The organism is Paenibacillus sp. FSL R7-0331, assembly GCF_000758645.1.
GTDB lineage: Bacteria > Bacillota > Bacilli > Paenibacillales > Paenibacillaceae > Paenibacillus_AQ > Paenibacillus_AQ camerounensis.
The window spans coordinates 3,585,416-3,603,750 of record NZ_CP009284.1; the positions used below are offsets into that span (position 1 = coordinate 3,585,416).

At 50.6% G+C, this 18,335-nt stretch carries 16 protein-coding genes; 9 read left to right on the forward strand and 7 right to left on the reverse strand.

Features of this window, described 5'->3' with window-relative positions; genetic code table 11:
* Positions 1-17: 17 nt before the first annotated feature.
* Entirely contained in the window at positions 18-1,262 is a 1,245-nt protein-coding gene (locus tag R70331_RS15075; protein WP_052419069.1) for a sialidase family protein, read from the reverse strand.
* 176 nt (positions 1,263-1,438) lie between these two features.
* Between R70331_RS15075 and R70331_RS15080 the strand changes: the two genes are divergently transcribed.
* The 4 genes from R70331_RS15080 (at position 1,439) to cls (ending at position 5,909) form a co-directional block, all read left to right on the forward strand.
* On the forward strand, positions 1,439-1,813 hold the full coding sequence (locus R70331_RS15080; protein WP_042176835.1) for a hypothetical protein: 375 nt from the start codon (positions 1,439-1,441) through the stop codon (positions 1,811-1,813).
* 158 nt (positions 1,814-1,971) lie between these two features.
* Complete coding sequence (locus R70331_RS15085) at positions 1,972-3,204, forward strand: glycosyltransferase family 2 protein (RefSeq protein ID WP_042176837.1); 1,233 nt, start codon at positions 1,972-1,974, stop codon at positions 3,202-3,204.
* A 2-nt stretch (positions 3,205-3,206) separates the two neighbouring features.
* Entirely contained in the window at positions 3,207-4,286 is a 1,080-nt protein-coding gene (locus tag R70331_RS15090) for a glycosyltransferase family 4 protein (RefSeq protein WP_042176839.1), read from the forward strand.
* 180 nt (positions 4,287-4,466) lie between these two features.
* Positions 4,467-5,909, forward strand: coding sequence for a cardiolipin synthase (gene cls, locus R70331_RS15095; RefSeq protein ID WP_042176841.1), 1,443 nt, complete (start codon positions 4,467-4,469; stop codon positions 5,907-5,909).
* 58 nt (positions 5,910-5,967) lie between these two features.
* Here the strand turns inward: cls and R70331_RS15100 are convergent, their stop codons facing one another.
* From R70331_RS15100 to R70331_RS15115, 4 genes are all read right to left on the reverse strand, one after another.
* The gene (locus tag R70331_RS15100) at positions 5,968-7,728 is read right to left on the reverse strand and encodes an ABC transporter ATP-binding protein (RefSeq protein WP_042176844.1); all 1,761 of its coding nucleotides are present in this window, start codon (positions 7,726-7,728) and stop codon (positions 5,968-5,970) included.
* Positions 7,728-9,479, reverse strand: coding sequence for an ABC transporter ATP-binding protein (locus tag R70331_RS15105; RefSeq protein WP_042176847.1), 1,752 nt, complete (start codon positions 9,477-9,479; stop codon positions 7,728-7,730). The genes R70331_RS15100 and R70331_RS15105 overlap by 1 nt, the downstream gene beginning before the upstream one ends.
* A gap of 176 nt (positions 9,480-9,655) precedes the next feature.
* Positions 9,656-10,723: a sensor histidine kinase gene (locus R70331_RS15110; RefSeq protein ID WP_197071336.1), complete on the reverse strand. Its 1,068-nt coding sequence runs from the start codon at positions 10,721-10,723 to the stop codon at positions 9,656-9,658.
* Positions 10,720-11,394, reverse strand: a complete 675-nt coding sequence (locus tag R70331_RS15115; RefSeq protein WP_042176848.1) for a response regulator transcription factor — start codon at positions 11,392-11,394, stop codon at positions 10,720-10,722. The genes R70331_RS15110 and R70331_RS15115 overlap by 4 nt, the downstream gene beginning before the upstream one ends.
* A 143-nt stretch (positions 11,395-11,537) precedes the next feature.
* Here R70331_RS15115 and R70331_RS31550 point away from each other — a divergent pair, with 143 nt between their 5' ends.
* A complete protein-coding gene (locus R70331_RS31550) occupies positions 11,538-11,708 on the forward strand; it encodes a hypothetical protein (RefSeq protein ID WP_156131135.1) in 171 nt (56 codons plus the stop codon).
* Positions 11,709-11,794: 86 nt separating this feature from the next.
* On the opposite strand, the gene R70331_RS15120 is transcribed toward R70331_RS31550, so the two are convergent.
* Positions 11,795-12,442, reverse strand: a complete 648-nt coding sequence (locus R70331_RS15120) for a TetR/AcrR family transcriptional regulator (protein WP_042176849.1) — start codon at positions 12,440-12,442, stop codon at positions 11,795-11,797.
* On the reverse strand, positions 12,435-13,637 hold the full coding sequence (locus tag R70331_RS15125) for an MFS transporter (protein WP_042176851.1): 1,203 nt from the start codon (positions 13,635-13,637) through the stop codon (positions 12,435-12,437). Before R70331_RS15125 ends, R70331_RS15120 begins: the two co-directional genes overlap by 8 nt.
* A gap of 183 nt (positions 13,638-13,820) precedes the next feature.
* Between R70331_RS15125 and R70331_RS15130 the strand changes: the two genes are divergently transcribed.
* The 4 genes from R70331_RS15130 to R70331_RS15145 all read left to right on the forward strand — a co-directional run bounded on the left by R70331_RS15130 (position 13,821) and on the right by R70331_RS15145 (position 18,310).
* A complete protein-coding gene (locus R70331_RS15130; RefSeq protein ID WP_042176853.1) occupies positions 13,821-14,978 on the forward strand; it encodes a type III polyketide synthase in 1,158 nt (385 codons plus the stop codon).
* Entirely contained in the window at positions 14,965-15,690 is a 726-nt protein-coding gene (locus R70331_RS15135; RefSeq protein ID WP_042176855.1) for a methyltransferase domain-containing protein, read from the forward strand. The genes R70331_RS15130 and R70331_RS15135 overlap by 14 nt, the downstream gene beginning before the upstream one ends.
* Complete coding sequence (locus R70331_RS15140) at positions 15,687-16,838, forward strand: NAD(P)/FAD-dependent oxidoreductase (RefSeq protein ID WP_042176858.1); 1,152 nt, start codon at positions 15,687-15,689, stop codon at positions 16,836-16,838. The genes R70331_RS15135 and R70331_RS15140 overlap by 4 nt, the downstream gene beginning before the upstream one ends.
* 689 nt (positions 16,839-17,527) lie before the next feature.
* Complete coding sequence (locus R70331_RS15145; protein ID WP_042176862.1) at positions 17,528-18,310, forward strand: DUF817 domain-containing protein; 783 nt, start codon at positions 17,528-17,530, stop codon at positions 18,308-18,310.
* Positions 18,311-18,335: the final 25 nt, after the last annotated feature.

The following is an 18,335-nucleotide window of genomic DNA, read 5'->3' on the forward strand; positions in this document are numbered from 1 at the left end:
GAAGGTCTTGTTTGTTTTTATGTGATTACTACGTCCGAATAGCCGGCAACAATGTTCAGCGAGCCTGTGCTGGTGTCAGCCCAGGCTCCGATGTAGCCGCCGGGCGGAACCGAGGTAATATCGATGTAATCACCGATGAGCGGTACCGGGGTCGGACTGACACCGTTGGGATTAAAGGATGAATTAGTGATTCGGGTGTTGGTAAACGTCTGGCCGCCGTTGATCGACCGGGCTACGTATACATCGAGCAGGAACCCGTTAACCTGGTTACTGTAGTAAATGATATTGACTACACCGAGCAGCGGATCAACATCAATAGCCGGGAAAAAATTCTGTGATCCGGCAGGTGCTCCTGTTACACTAAGCGGATTGGACCAGGTCGTTCCTGTATCATCGGAAAACGACATCAGGACATCGGAGTACCCTTGCCGGAAATCCTGCCATACAGCATAAGCACGGCCGCTGAATTGGCCGCTGGAGCGGTCGGTTGATACATTTGCAAAGGTCAATACCCGGAAAGCATAGCCAGGAACGGGAAGGACAGTCGGTACCGGAGTGATCAGTGAAACCAGTACAGGATCTGCAAAGGTTGTTCCCCCATCCTGTGATAATCTAATCAGGAAACGGGACGGTAAATTGGTTGTGATCCACGCACCGTATACATTGCCGACAAGATCAATTGCGACGTCCGGACGTTCTACCTGATCATCAATGCTTGAGAGCATGATCGGCTGGTTCCAGGTGGTCGCACCGGCCTGCAAACGGCTGAAGAAGGCGGTAGAATTTCCGCCGTTGGCAACATTAAACTGGTGGTTGTAAGATACATAAATGTTACCCAGATAAGGGCTGGACTGACCCGCGTCCATAACGACATTGGTCTCATCATTATTGATATAGGTGCCGAATCCCCAGTTGACAATGACAGGAGGGCTGAAGGTGGTCCCGTTATCAGTAGAGGTATAAATAACTGTTGTTCCATCCGAGGCACCCGGGAACACATGGGCCGTTACTACAAAGGTATTCGGAAACCCGTAAGCGACAAAGGGAGCTTCAGCTCCGGTGAACCCCGGAGGCAGCGGCAGTGTAGACGATGTCCAGTTAGCTCCTCCGTCAAGGGAGCGGTAAAGTCCGGTCTGGGGGGTTCCTGAAGTGGTGTCGACTGCCACTGCAATCATGACTTGCGGAAGCAGAAGATTAGCGGCAATCGAAGGCTCAAACTTTGCAAACACCCCTGATGTTACCGCAAAGTTAAAATTAGTCACGAAATCACTCCTTACTATACGTCTGATGTACTTGTTACATAATATGGTCATTTACAGGTTTAGAGTGTACACATGACCAGCTGGATAAAATCCCGCGAACACCCCCAGTCTTATGACTCAATCAACAGCCGTGAACAGGAATAGAATGATAGAAAACAGAAAGGGAGTGAATGAAGATGCCTTATTCAACAGGAATTATTACAAATACCCGGGTTACCGGAACAGCGGCCAGTTTTATTGCGGTCAGTACACGTAACCTGAGTAGTGCGTCGGCTACTATTTTGGTCGAGATTTTTGCAGTCCCGATGTCAACCCTTACGCTGACTCCGATTTATGTCTCAAGCTATAATGTTGCTCCGCTTTCCTCAGACATCAGAGAGTTCTTCATTGCGGGTAACGTTGCCTATGAAGTACAGATTGACAATACCGATCCATTGTCGGTGGTTGCCTTCTCTTCCTACGGTCTAGACGAGTCTGGGAACCTGGTCATTGAACAACGGGTACTGCAGTCAGAATTTACAGAAATACCTGCTTTCTCGCTGCCAATCTAGTGAATTCTATGGATTTCACATTCAGCGGATACTGTCCTGCATTCGGGACGTTTCCGCTTTTTGATATGTCTGTAAGGAAGTGAGGTCAATTCACACAGGCAATCCGCCAATTCCGCAATAAACTAATAACAAAGCTGTTCAAAAAGGGGGCGGAAGGATTGGCGGATGTTGGAGTTGTAATGCCTGTGTATATCCAGAAAACGGATTTCCTGCGGCAGGCGCTGGATTCTGTGCTGAAACAGACCTTCAGCGGATTCCGGCTGGTCATTGTTATTGACGGGGCACCGGAGATGGAAGCGCTGGTTAGCTGTTTTTCTGCCGGCGACCCTCGGGTATTAATTATCTCTTATCCTGATAATGCTGGAGTGGCGCACGCGCTGAATACCGGGTTTGATGTTCTGCTTGGAGATCCGGAAATCCGCTATTTGACTTGGGTATCCAGCGACAATGTCTATGATCCCGCCTTTCTGGAGGTGCTGCGGACAGCACTCGTTAAGGGTCCGTCTGAGCTTGGGCTTGTCTACAGCTCGTTCAGAAGCATTGATAATGACGGAATCCAGCTTGACGATGAGCACAAACTGGCGGCACTGCGGCAATATCAGGGACAGCCCAAGGCTAAGCTGCTCGATTCATCCATTATCGGAGTCTCATTCATGTATAAAGCAGAGGCTGCCCGAAAGGCAGGCGGATACCGCATGCAGCCGGTGGAGGATTATGATTACTGGCTGCGGCTGGAAGAATTCTGCGACATCCGGTTCCTGCCGGTGGAGCTGATGGATTACCGGGTTCAATCTTCACATAGCGTCTCTGCCCAGTTAACCAGTAAGGAGAATCACCGCAGATGGAGATATACTTATCATTTAACCCGGCTGCAGGCCCGCGGCCGCCGCGGGATTCCGCCTGCCTTGACTATACTGTACGTTGTGCAGGCGCCTGATCCGCATCATGACTATGCACTCGAGAATATATATGAACAGACTTTCAGCAATTATATATTCCGGATTATCGATGTGTCCGCTGATAATCAGGCATCGGCAGGATTAGCAGGTATAAGCCATCCTATAACCCAATTTGTATGGATGCCGGGCGCTTCGGTTCAGCATGCGTTATACCGGATGCTGCTGGGAGTTAGTACGCCCTATGTGCTGCTGTTCGGCCCAGAGCTCTTTACAGCTTACATGGATATTGAGTACCTGATGGCAGGTCTTATAAAAAATACGGAAACCTCTATCTCCAATTATTATACGCCGGACCACGCCAGGATCGGTTACCGCAGCAGGGGGGTATCTTCAGTGAAGCAGTCGCTGACCAATGAGCTGTTCAAAACTGACGCGCTGCAGGAGCTGTATCAGCTGAATATGCTGCATAATCCTGCGGGAAATGAGGGATAGCGATGAAGATTTTATTCACATTCTACAATCCCAGCGGGGGAATGGAGACGTTAAACAGGGTGCGCTGTGAAGCTCTGGCTGCGCAAGGAATTGAATGTCACCTGCTTTACACCCATCCTGGTGAAGGGCAGAGGAACATCCGGAATATCCCCGTCCATATTATCCGCAGTGATGAAGCGCTCGCTAATCTGCTGGCAGCCCATGCCTTCGATCTGATTGTTGTATGCACAGATATTGACCTGGCCGTAAGAATCCGCGGGCATGGGTATTCCGGCCTGCTTATATTTGAATTACAGGGGCTTGGAAGGATTCAGGAAGCCCGGGCAGTTATCGCTGATTTCTCAGGAAGAATCAGGAAATATACCGATGCTCTTCTATACCCGGAGACTGCCCATTTGCGGCAGCTGCTCCGGGAGCATCTGCCGGATATGCCGCATTACTGCTTCGATGACCCTGTGGGGCTTGTTAACTTTGAGTACACTGCCTACCCGCCGCGGAAGTATCCCGTGCTTGCCTGGGTAGGCCGGCTGCAGGCGAATAAGAACTGGAGGGAGTTTCTGCAGATCGGACTTGAGCTGTTGAAGATCCGGCCGGAATTGTATTTGTGGATGTTCCAGGATGATACGCTGTTTGACCCTGATGAAAAAGCAGCCTTCGAGCAATTTGTAGCAGAGACGGGAATAGCTTCCCGGCTGATTCTGTATTCTAACGTTGCGCATGAACATATGGCAGATTATTTAAGCATTATCGGAGATTCCGGAGGGCTGCTGTGCTCGACCTCGGTTCTGGAGGGCTTCGGTTATGCGGTAGCGGAAGCCATGCTATGCCGCTGCCCGGTTCTGTCTACAGACTCTGACGGGATACGCAGGCTGGTTATGCATAATCAGACAGGTAAAATATACAGGCTGGGCTTAATCTCCGAAGCGGCTACAGCCGCTGCCTCCCTGATGTTTGACCAGCCGCTGAGAGCTTCAATCCGGAGGAAGGGGGAGCAGCATATCCGCCGCAACCTGAACCCGGAGCTGTATATAACCCGGTTTTTGCAGATGTATTCCACGCTGTCCAAGCGGAACAAACTGTAGGACTCCTGAATATAAAGGCTCCAATTCCCCCTCCCTCCAGGCTGATGCTTAGAGCAGGGGGTTGTTTGGTTATAAATAGCTATCACATAATGTTATTGACCGGAGCCGCAAGGATATCTACAATTTAATATACCGGACAAGACAGGGCATCATATGCAGCAGAAAGGGGCTCTCAAGACAATGGACTGGAGCAGCATTATCACACTAATCGTTTCTATTATTACACTACTTAATATCCTTTTGGCCGGAGTTGTCGTTTTCATCGAGCGCAGGGATATCGGGTCCACCTGGGCCTGGCTGATGGTCCTGTTTTTCATCCCCGTAGGGGGATTTATCTTCTATGTGTTCTTCGGAAGACAGCTCAAGAAGCGGAACTTTTATGAGCTCAGCGCAGAAGAACGGATCTACCTGCAATCCGCCATTGATGAGCAGGTAATGACCGTTGATTATCAGGGAGGACTGACCGCCAAGTATGCGGATTTGCTTAAAATGAATTTGCGCTCCTCGAACGCGCTTATTACATCTGACAATGAAATTGAAATTTTCGATGACGGTGAAGCCAAATTCAATGCGATGTTTCAGGATATCCGTAATGCCAAGAAGGAAATCAACGTGCAGTATTATATTATTCAGCCGGATGACCTTGGCCGCAGGCTGAGGGAAGAGCTGACTGCCAAAGCAAAAGCAGGGGTCAAGGTGAGACTGCTCTATGATGAGATCGGCTCGCGCCAGACCTCACGGGCTTTTTTCAAGGATCTGATTGATCATGGGGGCAAGGTGGAGGTGTTCTTCCCGTCCCTGTTCCGGCTGATTAATCTGCGGATCAACAACCGGAATCACCGCAAGCTGTGTATTATTGACGGAGAAATCGCCTACATCGGCGGGTTTAATGTCGGGGACGAATACCTTGGACTGGACAAGAAAATGGGCTACTGGCGCGATACGCATTTCCGGATGAAGGGCAGCGCGGTGAATCAGATTCTTGGCAGGTTCCTGCTGGACTGGAATAAGGCTGCGCCCCGGGGCGAAGAGGAGTCTGAGCAGCTCCCTCTCCCGATGGAGAAGCATACAGGCAGCAGTGTGGTGCAGATCATCTCCAGCGGGCCCAATTCCCAGACAGAGCACCTGAAGAATATGTACCTGAAGCTGATCGCATCGGCCAAGAAAAGTGTGTATATTCAGACGCCGTACTTTATACCCGACGCCAGCTTTATGGATGCCTGCAAAATAGCGCTGCTCTCCGGGGTGGATGTGCGGATTATGATCCCGAACAAGCCTGACCATATGTTCGTCTATCCGGCTACACTGTCTCATGCCGGTGAGCTGCTGCCTTATGGAGTCAAAATCCTTCAGTATGAGAAGGGCTTCATGCATGCCAAAACCATAGTCGTAGACCAGGAAATCGCCTCAGTCGGCACTACGAACATTGATACCCGCAGCTTTCGCCTGAATTTTGAGGTCAATGCCCTCGTATGCGATGAAGGCATTGCCGGCGAGCTCCACGAGCTGTTTCTGAAGGACAGCATGTCCTGTACCGAGCTTACACTGGAACGCTATGAAGCACGGCCGAAGATGATGAAATTTAAAGAGGCTGTTGCCAGGCTGCTGTCTCCGATTCTATAAGCATAGCAAAAGGGTGTCCCGTCTCGGGACACCCTTTAAATTTGCGTACAGCTAACCCTTAAGAGGCTTGTTCAAACTGGCTGTTATAGAGCTCTGCATAGAAGCCGTTCTTCGCAAGCAGCTCATGATGATTGCCGCTTTCCAGAATGTCACCGTCCTTCAGCACCAGAATAACATCGGCGTTCTTGATGGTTGAGAGCCTGTGAGCGATGACGAACGAGGTTCGGCCTTCCATCAACTGATCCATCGCCTGCTGGATCAGCAGCTCAGTCCGCGTATCCACGGAGCTGGTTGCCTCATCGAGAATAAGCATCGGGGCATTCTTAAGCATTGCCCGGGCGATCGTAAGCTGCTGCTTCTGGCCTGCGGAGAGATTGACCTTGTCATTCAATACCGTATCATAGCCCATGCTCAAAGTCTGAATGAAATGATGCAGGCCGACAGAACGGCAGGCTTCTTCCATTTCAGCATCAGTCACGCCTGTTTTGTTATAGACGAGATTTTCTCTTACCGTGCCTTCAAACATCCAGGTATCCTGCAGCACCATACAGAAAAGATCGTGAAGGTTCTCTCTGGTCAAGCTGCTAATTGGAGTGCCGTCGATGTATATCTCCCCGCCGGTCAGCTCATTGAAGCGGATCAGGAGGTTAATCAGTGTCGTTTTACCGGCACCAGTCGGGCCTACAATGGCAATCTTCTGGCCCGGCTGAACCTCGGCGGAGAAGTCCTTGATTACCAGCTTATCGGTATCCTCATAGGCGAACTGCACATGTTCAAAGACTACATGGCCATCAGCAGCGGTGAGCCTGGTATCCTTGTGATCTTCATTATCCATTTCTGCGGCATCCAGAAATTCAAATACGCGTTTGCTGGCAGCAGAAGCTGCCTGCAGATTCTGTGCGGCCTGGGCCATTTGCGCCAGCGGCTGGGTGAAGAACCGGACATACATAATGAAGGCGACAATCACACCAAAGGAGATTGAGCCGTTGATCGCCAGGACAGCGCCGACGACACAGACAGCCACATATCCGAGATTCCCGATAAAGGTCATCAGCGGCATCATCAGGCCGGAAAGGAACTGCGCTTTGAAGGCGCTCTGCTTCAGTGACTGGTTCAGTGAATCAAAGGCTCCGCGCATCTGCGCCTCACCGTTGTAGGCTTTTACTACAGTATGGCCGGTATAGACCTCCTCGACATGCCCGTTGATCTTCCCGAGGAATTCCTGCTGGCTCTGGAAGTATTTCTGTGATTTCTTCATGATTACCGCCATCAGGCCAAAGCCGATTACAGTAGCAGCAATGGCGGTGAAGGTCATGAGCACATTCGTCTTGAACATCATGACCATCGAGCCGACGAACAGGGCGACAGCAGTAACCAGCGTGCCGACACTCTGGTTCAGCGCCTGCCCGATCGTATCCACGTCATTTGTAACCCGGGACAGAATATCACCGGTTGTCGATTTATTATAGTAGGAGATCGGCAGACGGTTCATTTTGTGTGACAGGTCTTTTCTCAGGCTCTTGGATACCTTTTGTGTAACCATTGACATGATAAGTCCTTGTCCCAGGGACAGAACGGCGCTGAGTGCATAGATGAATATCAGGAAAAATCCGATTGAGGCTATAGCATCCAGATCGATGCCGGCCGCGATACCTGCAGTGATCAAATCCGTCAGCTCAGAGAGCTGGTCCGGCCCGAGCAGTGTAAGAATCGTACCCGCTGCAGCGCTGATAACCGCGATAAGAATGACGGGAATATACGACCGGCAATATTGGAGCAGCCGGCTCCAGGTGCTTGGCTGGTCTGATTTCTTGTTCATTAGGCAAGCTCCTCCTTCGACAGCTGTGAATAAGCAATTTCCTGATAAATGCTGCAGGATTCCATCAGTTCATCATGGGTTCCCATGCCGGCGATTTGTCCGGCCTCCAGTACGATGATCTTGTCCGCATCCTTTATCGTGCCAATCCGCTGTGCAACAATCAGCATCGTGGTGCCGCTTGATTCCTTCTTCAGCTCACTGCGCAGCTTGCGGTCTGTCTTGTAATCAAGCGCTGAGAAGGAGTCGTCAAAAATCAGAATTTCCGGACGGCGGGCAATGGCCCGTGCAATGGATAAACGCTGCTTCTGTCCGCCAGAGAGGTTGGTTCCGCCCTGGGCAATATGCGCATCGTAGCTGCCGTCCATTTTCTCAACAAAATCAGCAGCCTGGGAAGTATAAACGGCATCAACGACATCAGAACCCAGATCACGCCCGTTATCGCCGAAGGCAATATTGGAGGTTACGGTTCCGCCGAACAGTACTGCTTTCTGTGATACATAGCCCATTTTGTTACGCAGTGCACTCTGTTCATATTGATTGACATTAATGCCGCCGACCAGGACTTCTCCTGAGGTAGCATCGAAGAAGCGCGGAATCAGATTGACGACGGTGCTCTTGCCGCAGCCTGTTGAACCGATAAACGCTACGGTTTCACCTTTGGCGGCTGTAAAGCTGATATCCTTCAACACATAATCCTCGGCATCCGGGTATTTAAAGCTGACATTGCGGAATTCCACTTCACCGGCATGTCTGGAAGGGGAGGAGGTAAGCTGGCCGTCTGTCAGGCTCGGGCGTGTATCCAGCACCTCATTAATCCGCTTGGCTGAGACATGTGCACGCGGCATAAGGATAAAGATGATGATCAGCATCATGAAGGCCATGACGACCTGCATGGCATAGGAGGAGAAGACGATCATGTCGGAGAACAGTCCCATTTTGGCGCCTGGACCGGCATTCTGGATCATCACTGCACCGATCCAGTATATCGCTAGGCTCAGACCGCTCATGATCAGAGTAATGCTCGGCATCATTGCTGATAACACATTGTTTGCGAATAGATTGGTCCTTGTCAGCTCGTTGTTCGCCGCGCCGAATTTGTCCTCCTGATATTTCTCGGCGTTGTAAGCGCGAATGACACGAAGTCCGGTCAGATTCTCTCTGGCTACCCGGTTCAAATTGTCTGTCAGCACCTGTAGCTTCTGGAATTTTGGCAGCACCAGCACTACACAAATACCGACGATGACAATCAGCACGCCGACAGCAGTGCCTGTGGCCAGCGACCACTCCCAGCTCTTTCCGGTAATCTTGAGAATCGCCCATACAGCAAGCAGCGGAGCCTTGATCAGCAGCTGCAGGCCGATGACAATCAGCATCTGTACCTGAGTGATATCATTCGTTGAACGGGTGATAAGGCTTGCGGTGGAGAAGCTGTTGATTTCCTCCATGGAGAAGGACTGGACCTTGTTAAAAAGCTTGGATCGGAGTCTGGCAGAGAAATTAGCGGCAATTTTGGCCGCGATTCCGGCAACAATAATGGAGGTGGCGAGACTGCCCAGCGCACAGAGCAGCATCCAGCCGCCGGTAGCCATTATTTCAGTCATTTCACTTCCGGGTGTTTGAATTAGCCGGGTAATATCGCTCATATAATCGGGCAGCTCCAGATCGAGCCATACCTGGGTAACGATGAACAGGACACTGACTATGAACAGGCCCCATTCTTTCGCTTCCAGGTTCTTAAGTAATTTAATCATAAGCGTTACTCCTTTATGTGATGTTGCTAGTAGCATAACGGAGGAAGATAAACTGAACATTAACTTTTCTGAAAACAAGCAGAAACGGCTTAACCTTCCTAAACAGGAGAGTATCCGTTTCTGCTTGAAATATAAAAAAAGCCCTGAAAAACCGTAGCGGTTCTTCAGGGCCTTAGTCAGGTTGCAGCAGGCAGGGTTACAGTAAATGCGGTGCCTTGGGATAATATGCTGTCACAGGTGATGGTGCCGCCATGCAGGTTAACGATAGTGCTGACAATCGTTAACCCGAGGCCGTTGCCGGCGGTAGAGTGAGAGGTATCCTGCTGGTAGAATTTATCGAATACCTTCGGCAGGGCCTCCCCGGATATTCCGGCTCCATTGTCCCGGAATATAACGATGATGCCTGCGGTCTGTTTTTTCATGTGAATCGAAATTTCTCCGCCCTCTGGAGTGAACTTTATCGCATTATCCAGCAGGTTGAGCCAGACCTGGTTCAGCAGCTCTTTATTGCCCTCCAGCTCATAATCATGAATATCCGCATTCAAGGTAAGCTGTTTTTTTTCAAACTTGGCGGCAAGCAGCAGGACGCACTGACGGATCTGTTCCCCGGCATTGAACCGCCTTTTGTCGGTCAGGATGCTCTGTGTCTCAATCTTGCTTAACTCCAGGACGTTCGAGGCAAGCGCGGCCAGCCGGGCTGATTCCTCAATGACGATATCGAGATATTCGTCCCGCTCCTCCTTGGGAAGGTCGTCGTGCTTAAGCATTTCGGCAAAGCCCTTTATGGATACAATCGGCGTTTTGAATTCATGAGAGAAGTTATTCACAAAGTCAGTACGCAGAATCTCAATCCCGCCCAGCTCCTCAGCCATCCGGTTGAAGTTCTCCGACAGAATCCGGAATTCAGGCGGGCTTGTAAGCTGGAGGCGCATGGAGAAGTCTCCGCTGGCCAGCCGGTCTGTAGCATCGATAAATGTACGGATGGACCGGACCATTTTACGGCTGCTGAACGCAGATATGGCTGTGCCGATAATGATGCAGGAAATCAATATCAATAGGGGAACAAGCGTCCCGTCCATAATAATCTGCTCATTGATCAGTCCAAAAACATCAGCAAGGTAGAATAGAAGTCCAGTTACAATGACTGTAACCAGGAAGATGAGGAAGACCGCAAAGGAGAAGATAAGCGGCAGACTGAGCCTGCTGCCCAGGCGTTTGCCTATTTTACTGCCTAACTTGCTCAAATCTTCTTCACCGCCTTGTATCCGAGACCGCGCACAGATATGAGCTCAAACTCGGGGTACGCTTCAAAACGCTTCCGCAGCCGGTTAATATGCACATTCACAGTCGTATCTGCACTCTCATTATCCATGCCCCAGATTTCATCCATCAGCTGGATGCGTGTGAAAATCCGGTCGGGATAGGACAGCAGCTTGTATAGCAGGTAAAATTCCTTTTGCGGCAGGGTCTGCCGTTCGTCATCGCGGGTTACGGTAAGCGCCTCATAATCCAGAATTACCTTACCGACCGTGAGCCTGCGGGCAGTGGCAATCTGAGAACGGCGCAGCAGTGCCTGAATCCGCAGCAGCATTTCTTCCGTATCGACCGGCTTGGTCATATAATCATCGGTGCCCAGCCGGAAGCCTTTTTTCTTATCCTCCGGAAGATGCTTGGCAGTCGCCATCAGAATCGGGATCTGGCTGTCCGCTGCCCTGACCTCTGAGGCAAAGGCATAGCCGTCCATATTGGGCATCATAATATCCAGAATGATCAGATCAATGTGCTGCTGCTCCAGTACATCCAGTGCTTTCTGGCCATCCTCGGCTGTAAAGACGTTGTAGCCTTCACGCTTCAATACTGCTTCAAGCAGTCTTCTGACATGCTTATCATCTTCCGCCACAAGTATGCTGATCATGTTCTCACTCCGCCTCCAGGTTTGATTGCTTCAGAGAAATAGTATCATCTTTGATTCGGACCTAACAAGCTGCTGCATAAAAATCAGCAATGCGCCTAAACCTATAGGGGTCAAATACTAGGCTCAAAGGAGATGCGCGCATTATGGTTAAACAGACCAAGGCTACACCGGTAACGAAGGATAAGCCGGGAAAAAAAGACTCAGATGTCCTGCGGGTAGGCAAGCGTGAGCCGGAGTTTGCAGAAGAGCTTACAAGCAGCGATATTGAGTCTGCCTTCAAAAATCCGGTAACCGGCGAAGAACGTATGTACTAGGAATGTTAAAAAACAGCTGCAGGCCAGGACGCTATTTAGATCCGGGGCTGTAGCTGTTTTGTATAAACCGGGATCAGCACAGGGTGTCACTGAATCTCTTCTGCACTCAGATGCTCAATCAGCATCCCTGCAAAGCGGCGGGCAATCCGGATGTCCTGCAGACCGGCTTTCTCTTCCTTTCCGGCAGTCAGGCATATTTTCTGCAGCAGGGCGATCATCGAGGTGAATATAAACTGGGCGATCTCCAGCGGAGCGGGGTCCTTCCGCAGCGAATGATCCTTCATACCGGTCTCCAGCGCGTGCAACAGAAAATGCTGCTCCTTCTCACGGCTAATAAATGCTTCATACTTAGCCTTAAGAGCCAGGTCTGTTTCATAGGCCTCATAATGCAGATCAAACAGCAGAATGAACCGGATGTAACCCGGATAAGCAGCAGCATATTCAATCCATGCATTCAGCATCAAGATAAGCTGTTCTTTGCCGCTCATGCCGGCAGAAGACGCTTTTTGAATAGATCCGGTCATATTCTCCAGAATTTCCACCTGTACCTCAAAGACCAGCTCATCCATTGTCTGAAAATGCTTATAAAAGGTCACCCTGCTTATCCCTGCAAGGCTGCATATATCTTTTACGTTAACTTTCAGGAAGCTTTCTTTGATAAAAAGCTCCTTTGCTGCTGCAATCAGGTCTTCACGGTTTTTGTTTTTGAGATTCATATGCCAGTTTTCAGTCATGGGCAGCCATCCGTTCCTGCTTAATTATTGGAGCGCGAGCGGTTAAGAAGAGTGCAGACATCAGAATTACTGCTCCTAAAAGGTAAGGCATATAGATGTGCCAGTCAAACAGCTGACCCGCAATTACCGGACCGAGAATACTTCCGATGCTTGTATAAGTCGTGGTCAAGCCGGCTGCATAGCCCTGGCGGTCCCCGGCAGAGTTGGCGATAAGAGTACTTAATGTCGGCCTCATAAAAGCGTTAAATGCAAAGAACAGGCCTGATACCAGCAGCAGGTACACCAGATTCACCTTGACAATCATAAGCAGCAGGGCGGCGGCTGTCATAATGAGTGAGATTCGGATGAGCTTCATTTCGCCGAGCTTCTTGATGAACCAGTCAAGCAGCCACACCTGGACTACAATGCCGATCACAGCACCGACAGTGATCAGAATTGATATTTGCGCAGCATCATAGCCGTATTTCTGTTCAACAAACAGCGCATATACCGTTTCATAGTTCATCAGGCCAAAGGTGATGATCAGGATGAGCAGCAGATACCCGAAATAAGAGGTACGGAAGGAGCTCATAAGCATGCCGCGGATAGAATCCCGGGAGCCAGCCGGCTTAGCTGCGGTCCGCAAGGATTTGGGCAGTGTTTCAGGCATAAAGAAGCTGAGCAGCATCGCTATAAAGCCCAATCCCCCGGCAAAAAAATATGGAATCCGAATCCCGAGCTCTGCAATCAGCCCGCCTAGACCCGGTCCAAGGACCATCCCCAGATTCATAGCAGCACCCAGATACCCCATTCCCTTGGCACGGGTGTCCGGAGTGGTGATGTCGGCAACATAAGCCATATTGGCCGGAACCATAATGCCGACTCCGATTCCGCCGATAAACCGGGCTATGTACAGAAGGGTCAGCGTGTCTCCGACAGCGAACATGAGGTCGGATACGACGGTCAGCAGCAGCCCGGCAATCAGCATCGGCTTGCGGCCAAGACGGTCAGAAAGCTGGCCTCCGATTGGGGAAAATATAAATTGTGCCGCTCCAAAGGCGGCGATGAGATATCCGGCAGCTGCTCCTGCAGCGTTGAACTGCTTCAGATATTCGGGAAGAATAGGGATGACCATGCCTTGGCCAAGCAGAGCGATAAAGAGATTCAGCATTAAAATAAATAGCGGAAATTTGGCAGACTTAGATAAGCTGCTCATGTAAGAGCCTCCCTTGGTTTACACCGTGATAATATTAACATAGTGTAAACCATAATAAGGCATTAACCGGGAACTTTCAAGATAGAATTTGGCGGTTGGATGAATGCGGATTATAAAGTGCCTGATCAGGGTAAACATTGTTAATTCATATGCTACCCAAAATACATGAACGGAGGCTGACAAATGACACAACCGAACAGTAACACCGGAGCAGCAATTCTCGGGATGGGTACGGCTCTGCCGCTGTATTCGATTGCACAGGCAGATGTAGCCGAGCTGATTGCCTCGTCACTGCAGGACAAGCCGGAGCTGGCCCGCTTCGCCAGGAGGGTATTTAAAGCCTGTGGTGTGGAGAACCGGTATACCTGTGATGACAGTTATATCGGCACAGCGGAAACCTGCCGTTACTTGCCATCTGGAGACAGCACGGATATTCCTACAACGGAAGAGCGGATGAAAAAATATCAGCAGGAGGCGCCTCCGTTAGCTCTTGAAGCTGCCAAAAGATCGCTGCAGGATGCGGATCAGTCTCCGGGAGATATCACCCATCTGATTACTGTCAGCTGTACAGGACAATACCTGCCGGGGCTTGATGTGATGCTGATTAAAGAGCTGGGCCTGTCTCCGCGTGTGAACCGGCTTCCGTTACTGTTTCAGGGCTGTGCGGCCGGACTAAAGGCAATCCAGATGGCCCGTGATGTTGTACTTGGGGCTCCCGGCTCCAGAGTGCTTGTTGTCTGCGTTGAGCTGTGTACGCTTCATTTTCAGCCGGTGAAGGAACGGGAAGCATTGTTTGCCGCGTCTTTCTTCGGTGATGCTTCTGCTGCCTGTGTAATAGGTGAGCCGGAGGCGCGCCACAAGCATTGTCTCAGTCTAAGCAAGGGCTATTCTGTACTTCTCCCGGATTCCACAGCGGATATGACCTGGGAGGTAGGCAATACAGGCTTCGACCTCTACTTATCCCCGCGGATTCCGAAGCTGCTGGGAACCCATCTGGAAGCGGAGCTCGGTCTGCTCCTTGGGGGGAACCCGCTTCCGGATCTTTGGGCTATACATCCCGGCGGACGCGGGATCGTTGATTCTGTCCAGGAGGTTATGAGCCTTAGCGATGAACAGACCCGTTACAGCCGGGAGATCTTAAGAACAGCCGGTAACCTGTCCTCCGCCACCATTCTCTTTGTGCTTGAATCCATGCGCCGGGACATGCAGGCCCGTAATGAGACAGCGAAGGAAGGAGTTGCCATGGCCTTCGGACCGGGACTGACCGCTGAGCTTATGTCCTTCACCTATGTTCCGGCTTATTCACCGTCTTATCAGGAGGCAGGCCATGCCATTTTTTAGAGCTTTATCCGTCAGGGCCAAGGAAGATGAGCTGATGGATGATTTCTCCATGGGCGGAGAGGAGCTTCGCGAAGCCCTGAAGCATCTGCGGCGGCTAAACCGGATATTTGCAGCACCCGGTCCGACGAAGGACGGGGTGGAGAAGCTCTGGCAGGCCATCGGGCGTCCGGATGAGCTGACTATTCTGGATGTTGGCGCCGGCTCTGGTGATGTGAATGTGAAGCTGCTGCAATGGGCGGACAAGATGGGCATTAACCTGAGAATTACGCTGGTCGATATGACAGAGGAGGCCTGTGAGGAAGCCAGAAAGCTATTCCTTGACGAGCCGCGGGTAAATGTGATGCGGGCGGATCTGCAGGAGCTTAACGATGCCTCAGCGGATATTGTAACTGGCTCGCAGTTCGTGCATCATTTTGACGGGGAGCAGCTGGTGGATATGGTGGCTCACATGCGGAGAGCATCCAGATACGGTGTAGTTATCAATGATATTCACCGGCATGCTGTATCCTATACGGCAGTGTGGGTGATGACCCGGATAATCTCGCGTAACCGTTACATCCGGCACGACGGGCCGTTGTCGGTTGCCAAAGGCTTCAAAGGCGAAGACTGGCAGGAGCTGAAGCATAAGCTTCAGGCAGAAGCAATGACCTATACCTGGAAGCCGCTGTTCCGTTATTCAGTGGTAATCCCTAAGCAGGTGAGCAGCCAATGATACAGGAGATAGATGTTATTGTAGCCGGAGCGGGTATTGCCGGCAGCAGCAGTGCCCTTCAGCTGGCGCGTCAGGGGCATCGTACCCTTCTGCTGGACCGCCAGGCATTTCCCCGGCATAAAACCTGCGGGGAGTTCATGTCCCCGGAGACAAAGGAAATGCTTGAGGTGCTGGGCATTAATCTTGGAAGCCGTACACCTGTTCCGGGTATTATGCATAACGCCCGCATCATCCTCCCTCACGGCGGGGAGATCATTGCACCGCTGCCGGGAAATGCAACGGGGATCAGCCGTTATGAGCTAGACCGGATTCTCCATGAGAAAGCACAATCGGCAGGGGCCGAAATTGTAACTAAAGCTGTAGTTACCGGTATTCGTAAGCTGGACGCCACTCAGTACGAGGTAGATACACGGCAGGGGGACGGCAAGGTCACCTACCGGGCCCGCGCAGTTATTGGAGCCTATGGAACTAAGAAGCCGCGAGGTGTGGCCTCCGCCGCACAAGGAACCAGAGATGAGACGGTCTATATCGGAATCAAATCCCATTACAGCGGGATAACCATTCCTGAACAGGTAGAGCTGTACTTCTGTGAGGGCGGTTACATCGGATTATCGCCGATTGAGGAGGGGAAGGTGAATGTTGCGGCACTGCTGACCCTGGACTCCGTCCAGGGAAGCGGCAAATCGGTTCAGGAAATATTGCAGACTGCAGCCCGGTCGAACCGCCGGCTGCACGATAGGCTGGGGAAGGGAGCCCCTGTACCGGAAACTCAGGTCTCTATCGCCCCGTTACACTTGTCGGACACACCTGAACCTTGGTCGGAATTTCCTCATATCGGTGATGCCATGCTGATGATCCCGCCGCTATGCGGTGACGGAATGTCGATCGCCTTACGCTCCTCCCTTATCTGCTCAGGCTGGACGGACAGGTATCTCAAAGGTATGATCAGCTATGACGAATGGCAGACCGGGTATTCAGCAGAAGCGGATAAAGAGTTCACCCGGCTGCTGAAGCGGGCCCGGAGAATTCAAAAGCTGGCCTTTGCGAGAACCAATCGTCTCTATCCCGGACTGGCCCGGATGTTCCCGGGATTGGCCAGGTATGTTGTCACAGCGACACGGTTATCTGAAACCGGGATGATCCGGTAAAGAGTAGCCTTACAGGTTGATTTAGCCGCCCCAAGGGGCGGTTTTTTCATTGTCTAGGAAATGATACAATGCAAAAAAATGTGGATAACTCCGATGAAAAATAAAGGAGTGGTGGACGTGAAGAATCAGGAGACATGGAAGAAACGACCTGATACCAACCCCCACATTGTATTCGTTTTTTCGCATACATTTGGCCAGTTTGCCCTCATGGTGGCAGAATGTATTCGTTTTTTCGCATACATTTGGCCAGTTTGCCCTCATGGTGGCAGAATGTATTCGTTTTTTCGTATACAATGTGCCGTTTACCCTCATGGTGGCAAAATGTATTCGTTTTTTCGCATACATTTGGCTAGTTTGCCCTCTTAGTGGCCTATTGTATTCTGTTTTTCGTATACATTAGGCCAGGGTATGTGCCTATATTCGCTATTTCAATACAGCTGCCAGCTGCCAAGAACAATGAACTCCTTAAGTGGGTAAGACCAAATTAAAGATAAGCAGCTGCTAGAAGTCAGCAAATTAGGTTCTTAAGTACTCTATATATAGATCCACCCTTCGGGTGGATTTGTTCTTGTCTTTTATTCAACATACACAATAATAAATTATTATATATAAATACAAATATATTGAATAACGATAAAACACATGTTATTATACTGACAACAATAATGAAGTGAGGCGAACAGACTGCAATGTTCAGATCAGACAGGAATTCATACATACAGTTGCTGCATTTCGGCTATCATCAGGCCATGAGCTGTATTTTCCCTGTGGCGATTTTCGGAACCCTGGCGCTTTCCGGCACCATGGATCTCCCGTTTATCCACCGCTATGATGCCATTCTGCTCGTCCTGCTCACCGTCCAGTACCTGATGTACCGCAGCGGACTGGAGACCTTTGATGAGATTAAGGTCATCTGTGTATTTCACATCATCGGTCTGCTGCTGGAAATATATAAGGTAAGAATGGGGTCCTGGGCTTACCCTGAGCCGGCCTTCAGCAAAATATTCGGCGTGCCGCTGTACAGCGGATTTATGTATGCCAGTGTCGCAAGCTTCATGTGCCAGATCTGGCGCAGGCTGAGAATGGATATGACCGGCTGGCCGGGACTGATTCCGGCAGGGCTATTAGGCGGAGCGATTTATCTGAACTTCTTTACCCATCACTACATTGCAGATTTCCGCTGGTGGCTGACCGGGCTTGTGCTGATAGTCTTCTGGCGGACCTGGATCATTTACCATGTACGCAGTGTTACGTACCGCATGCCGCTGACACTTGCTTTTGTAATCGTGGGCTTTTTTATCTGGCTGGCTGAGAATATTGCAACGTTCTTTAACGCGTGGAAGTACCCGGATCAGCATCAGGTCTGGCAGATGGTCGGCTTTGGCAAAATCAGCTCCTGGTTTCTGCTGGTTATCATCAGCGTGATTATCGTTGCCCAGCTAAAACATGTGAAAGAAGGCAGGAACAGATAAAAGCCTGCACAATAAGTGCAGGCCG

Coding starts and splice junctions, on each gene's coding strand:
- R70331_RS31550 (WP_156131135.1), top strand. CDS start 11,538: ATGGTTAAACAGACCAAGGCTACACCGGTAACGAAGGATAAGCCGGGA.
- R70331_RS15140 (WP_042176858.1), top strand. CDS start 15,687: ATGATACAGGAGATAGATGTTATTGTAGCCGGAGCGGGTATTGCCGGC.
- R70331_RS15120 (WP_042176849.1), bottom strand. CDS start 12,442: ATGACTGAAAACTGGCATATGAATCTCAAAAACAAAAACCGTGAAGAC.
- R70331_RS15100 (WP_042176844.1), bottom strand. CDS start 7,728: ATGAACAAGAAATCAGACCAGCCAAGCACCTGGAGCCGGCTGCTCCAA.
- cls (WP_042176841.1), top strand. CDS start 4,467: ATGGACTGGAGCAGCATTATCACACTAATCGTTTCTATTATTACACTA.
- R70331_RS15135 (WP_042176855.1), top strand. CDS start 14,965: ATGCCATTTTTTAGAGCTTTATCCGTCAGGGCCAAGGAAGATGAGCTG.
- R70331_RS15130 (WP_042176853.1), top strand. CDS start 13,821: ATGACACAACCGAACAGTAACACCGGAGCAGCAATTCTCGGGATGGGT.
- R70331_RS15125 (WP_042176851.1), bottom strand. CDS start 13,637: ATGAGCAGCTTATCTAAGTCTGCCAAATTTCCGCTATTTATTTTAATG.
- R70331_RS15115 (WP_042176848.1), bottom strand. CDS start 11,394: ATGATCAGCATACTTGTGGCGGAAGATGATAAGCATGTCAGAAGACTG.
- R70331_RS15090 (WP_042176839.1), top strand. CDS start 3,207: ATGAAGATTTTATTCACATTCTACAATCCCAGCGGGGGAATGGAGACG.
- R70331_RS15080 (WP_042176835.1), top strand. CDS start 1,439: ATGCCTTATTCAACAGGAATTATTACAAATACCCGGGTTACCGGAACA.
- R70331_RS15145 (WP_042176862.1), top strand. CDS start 17,528: ATGTTCAGATCAGACAGGAATTCATACATACAGTTGCTGCATTTCGGC.
- R70331_RS15105 (WP_042176847.1), bottom strand. CDS start 9,479: ATGATTAAATTACTTAAGAACCTGGAAGCGAAAGAATGGGGCCTGTTC.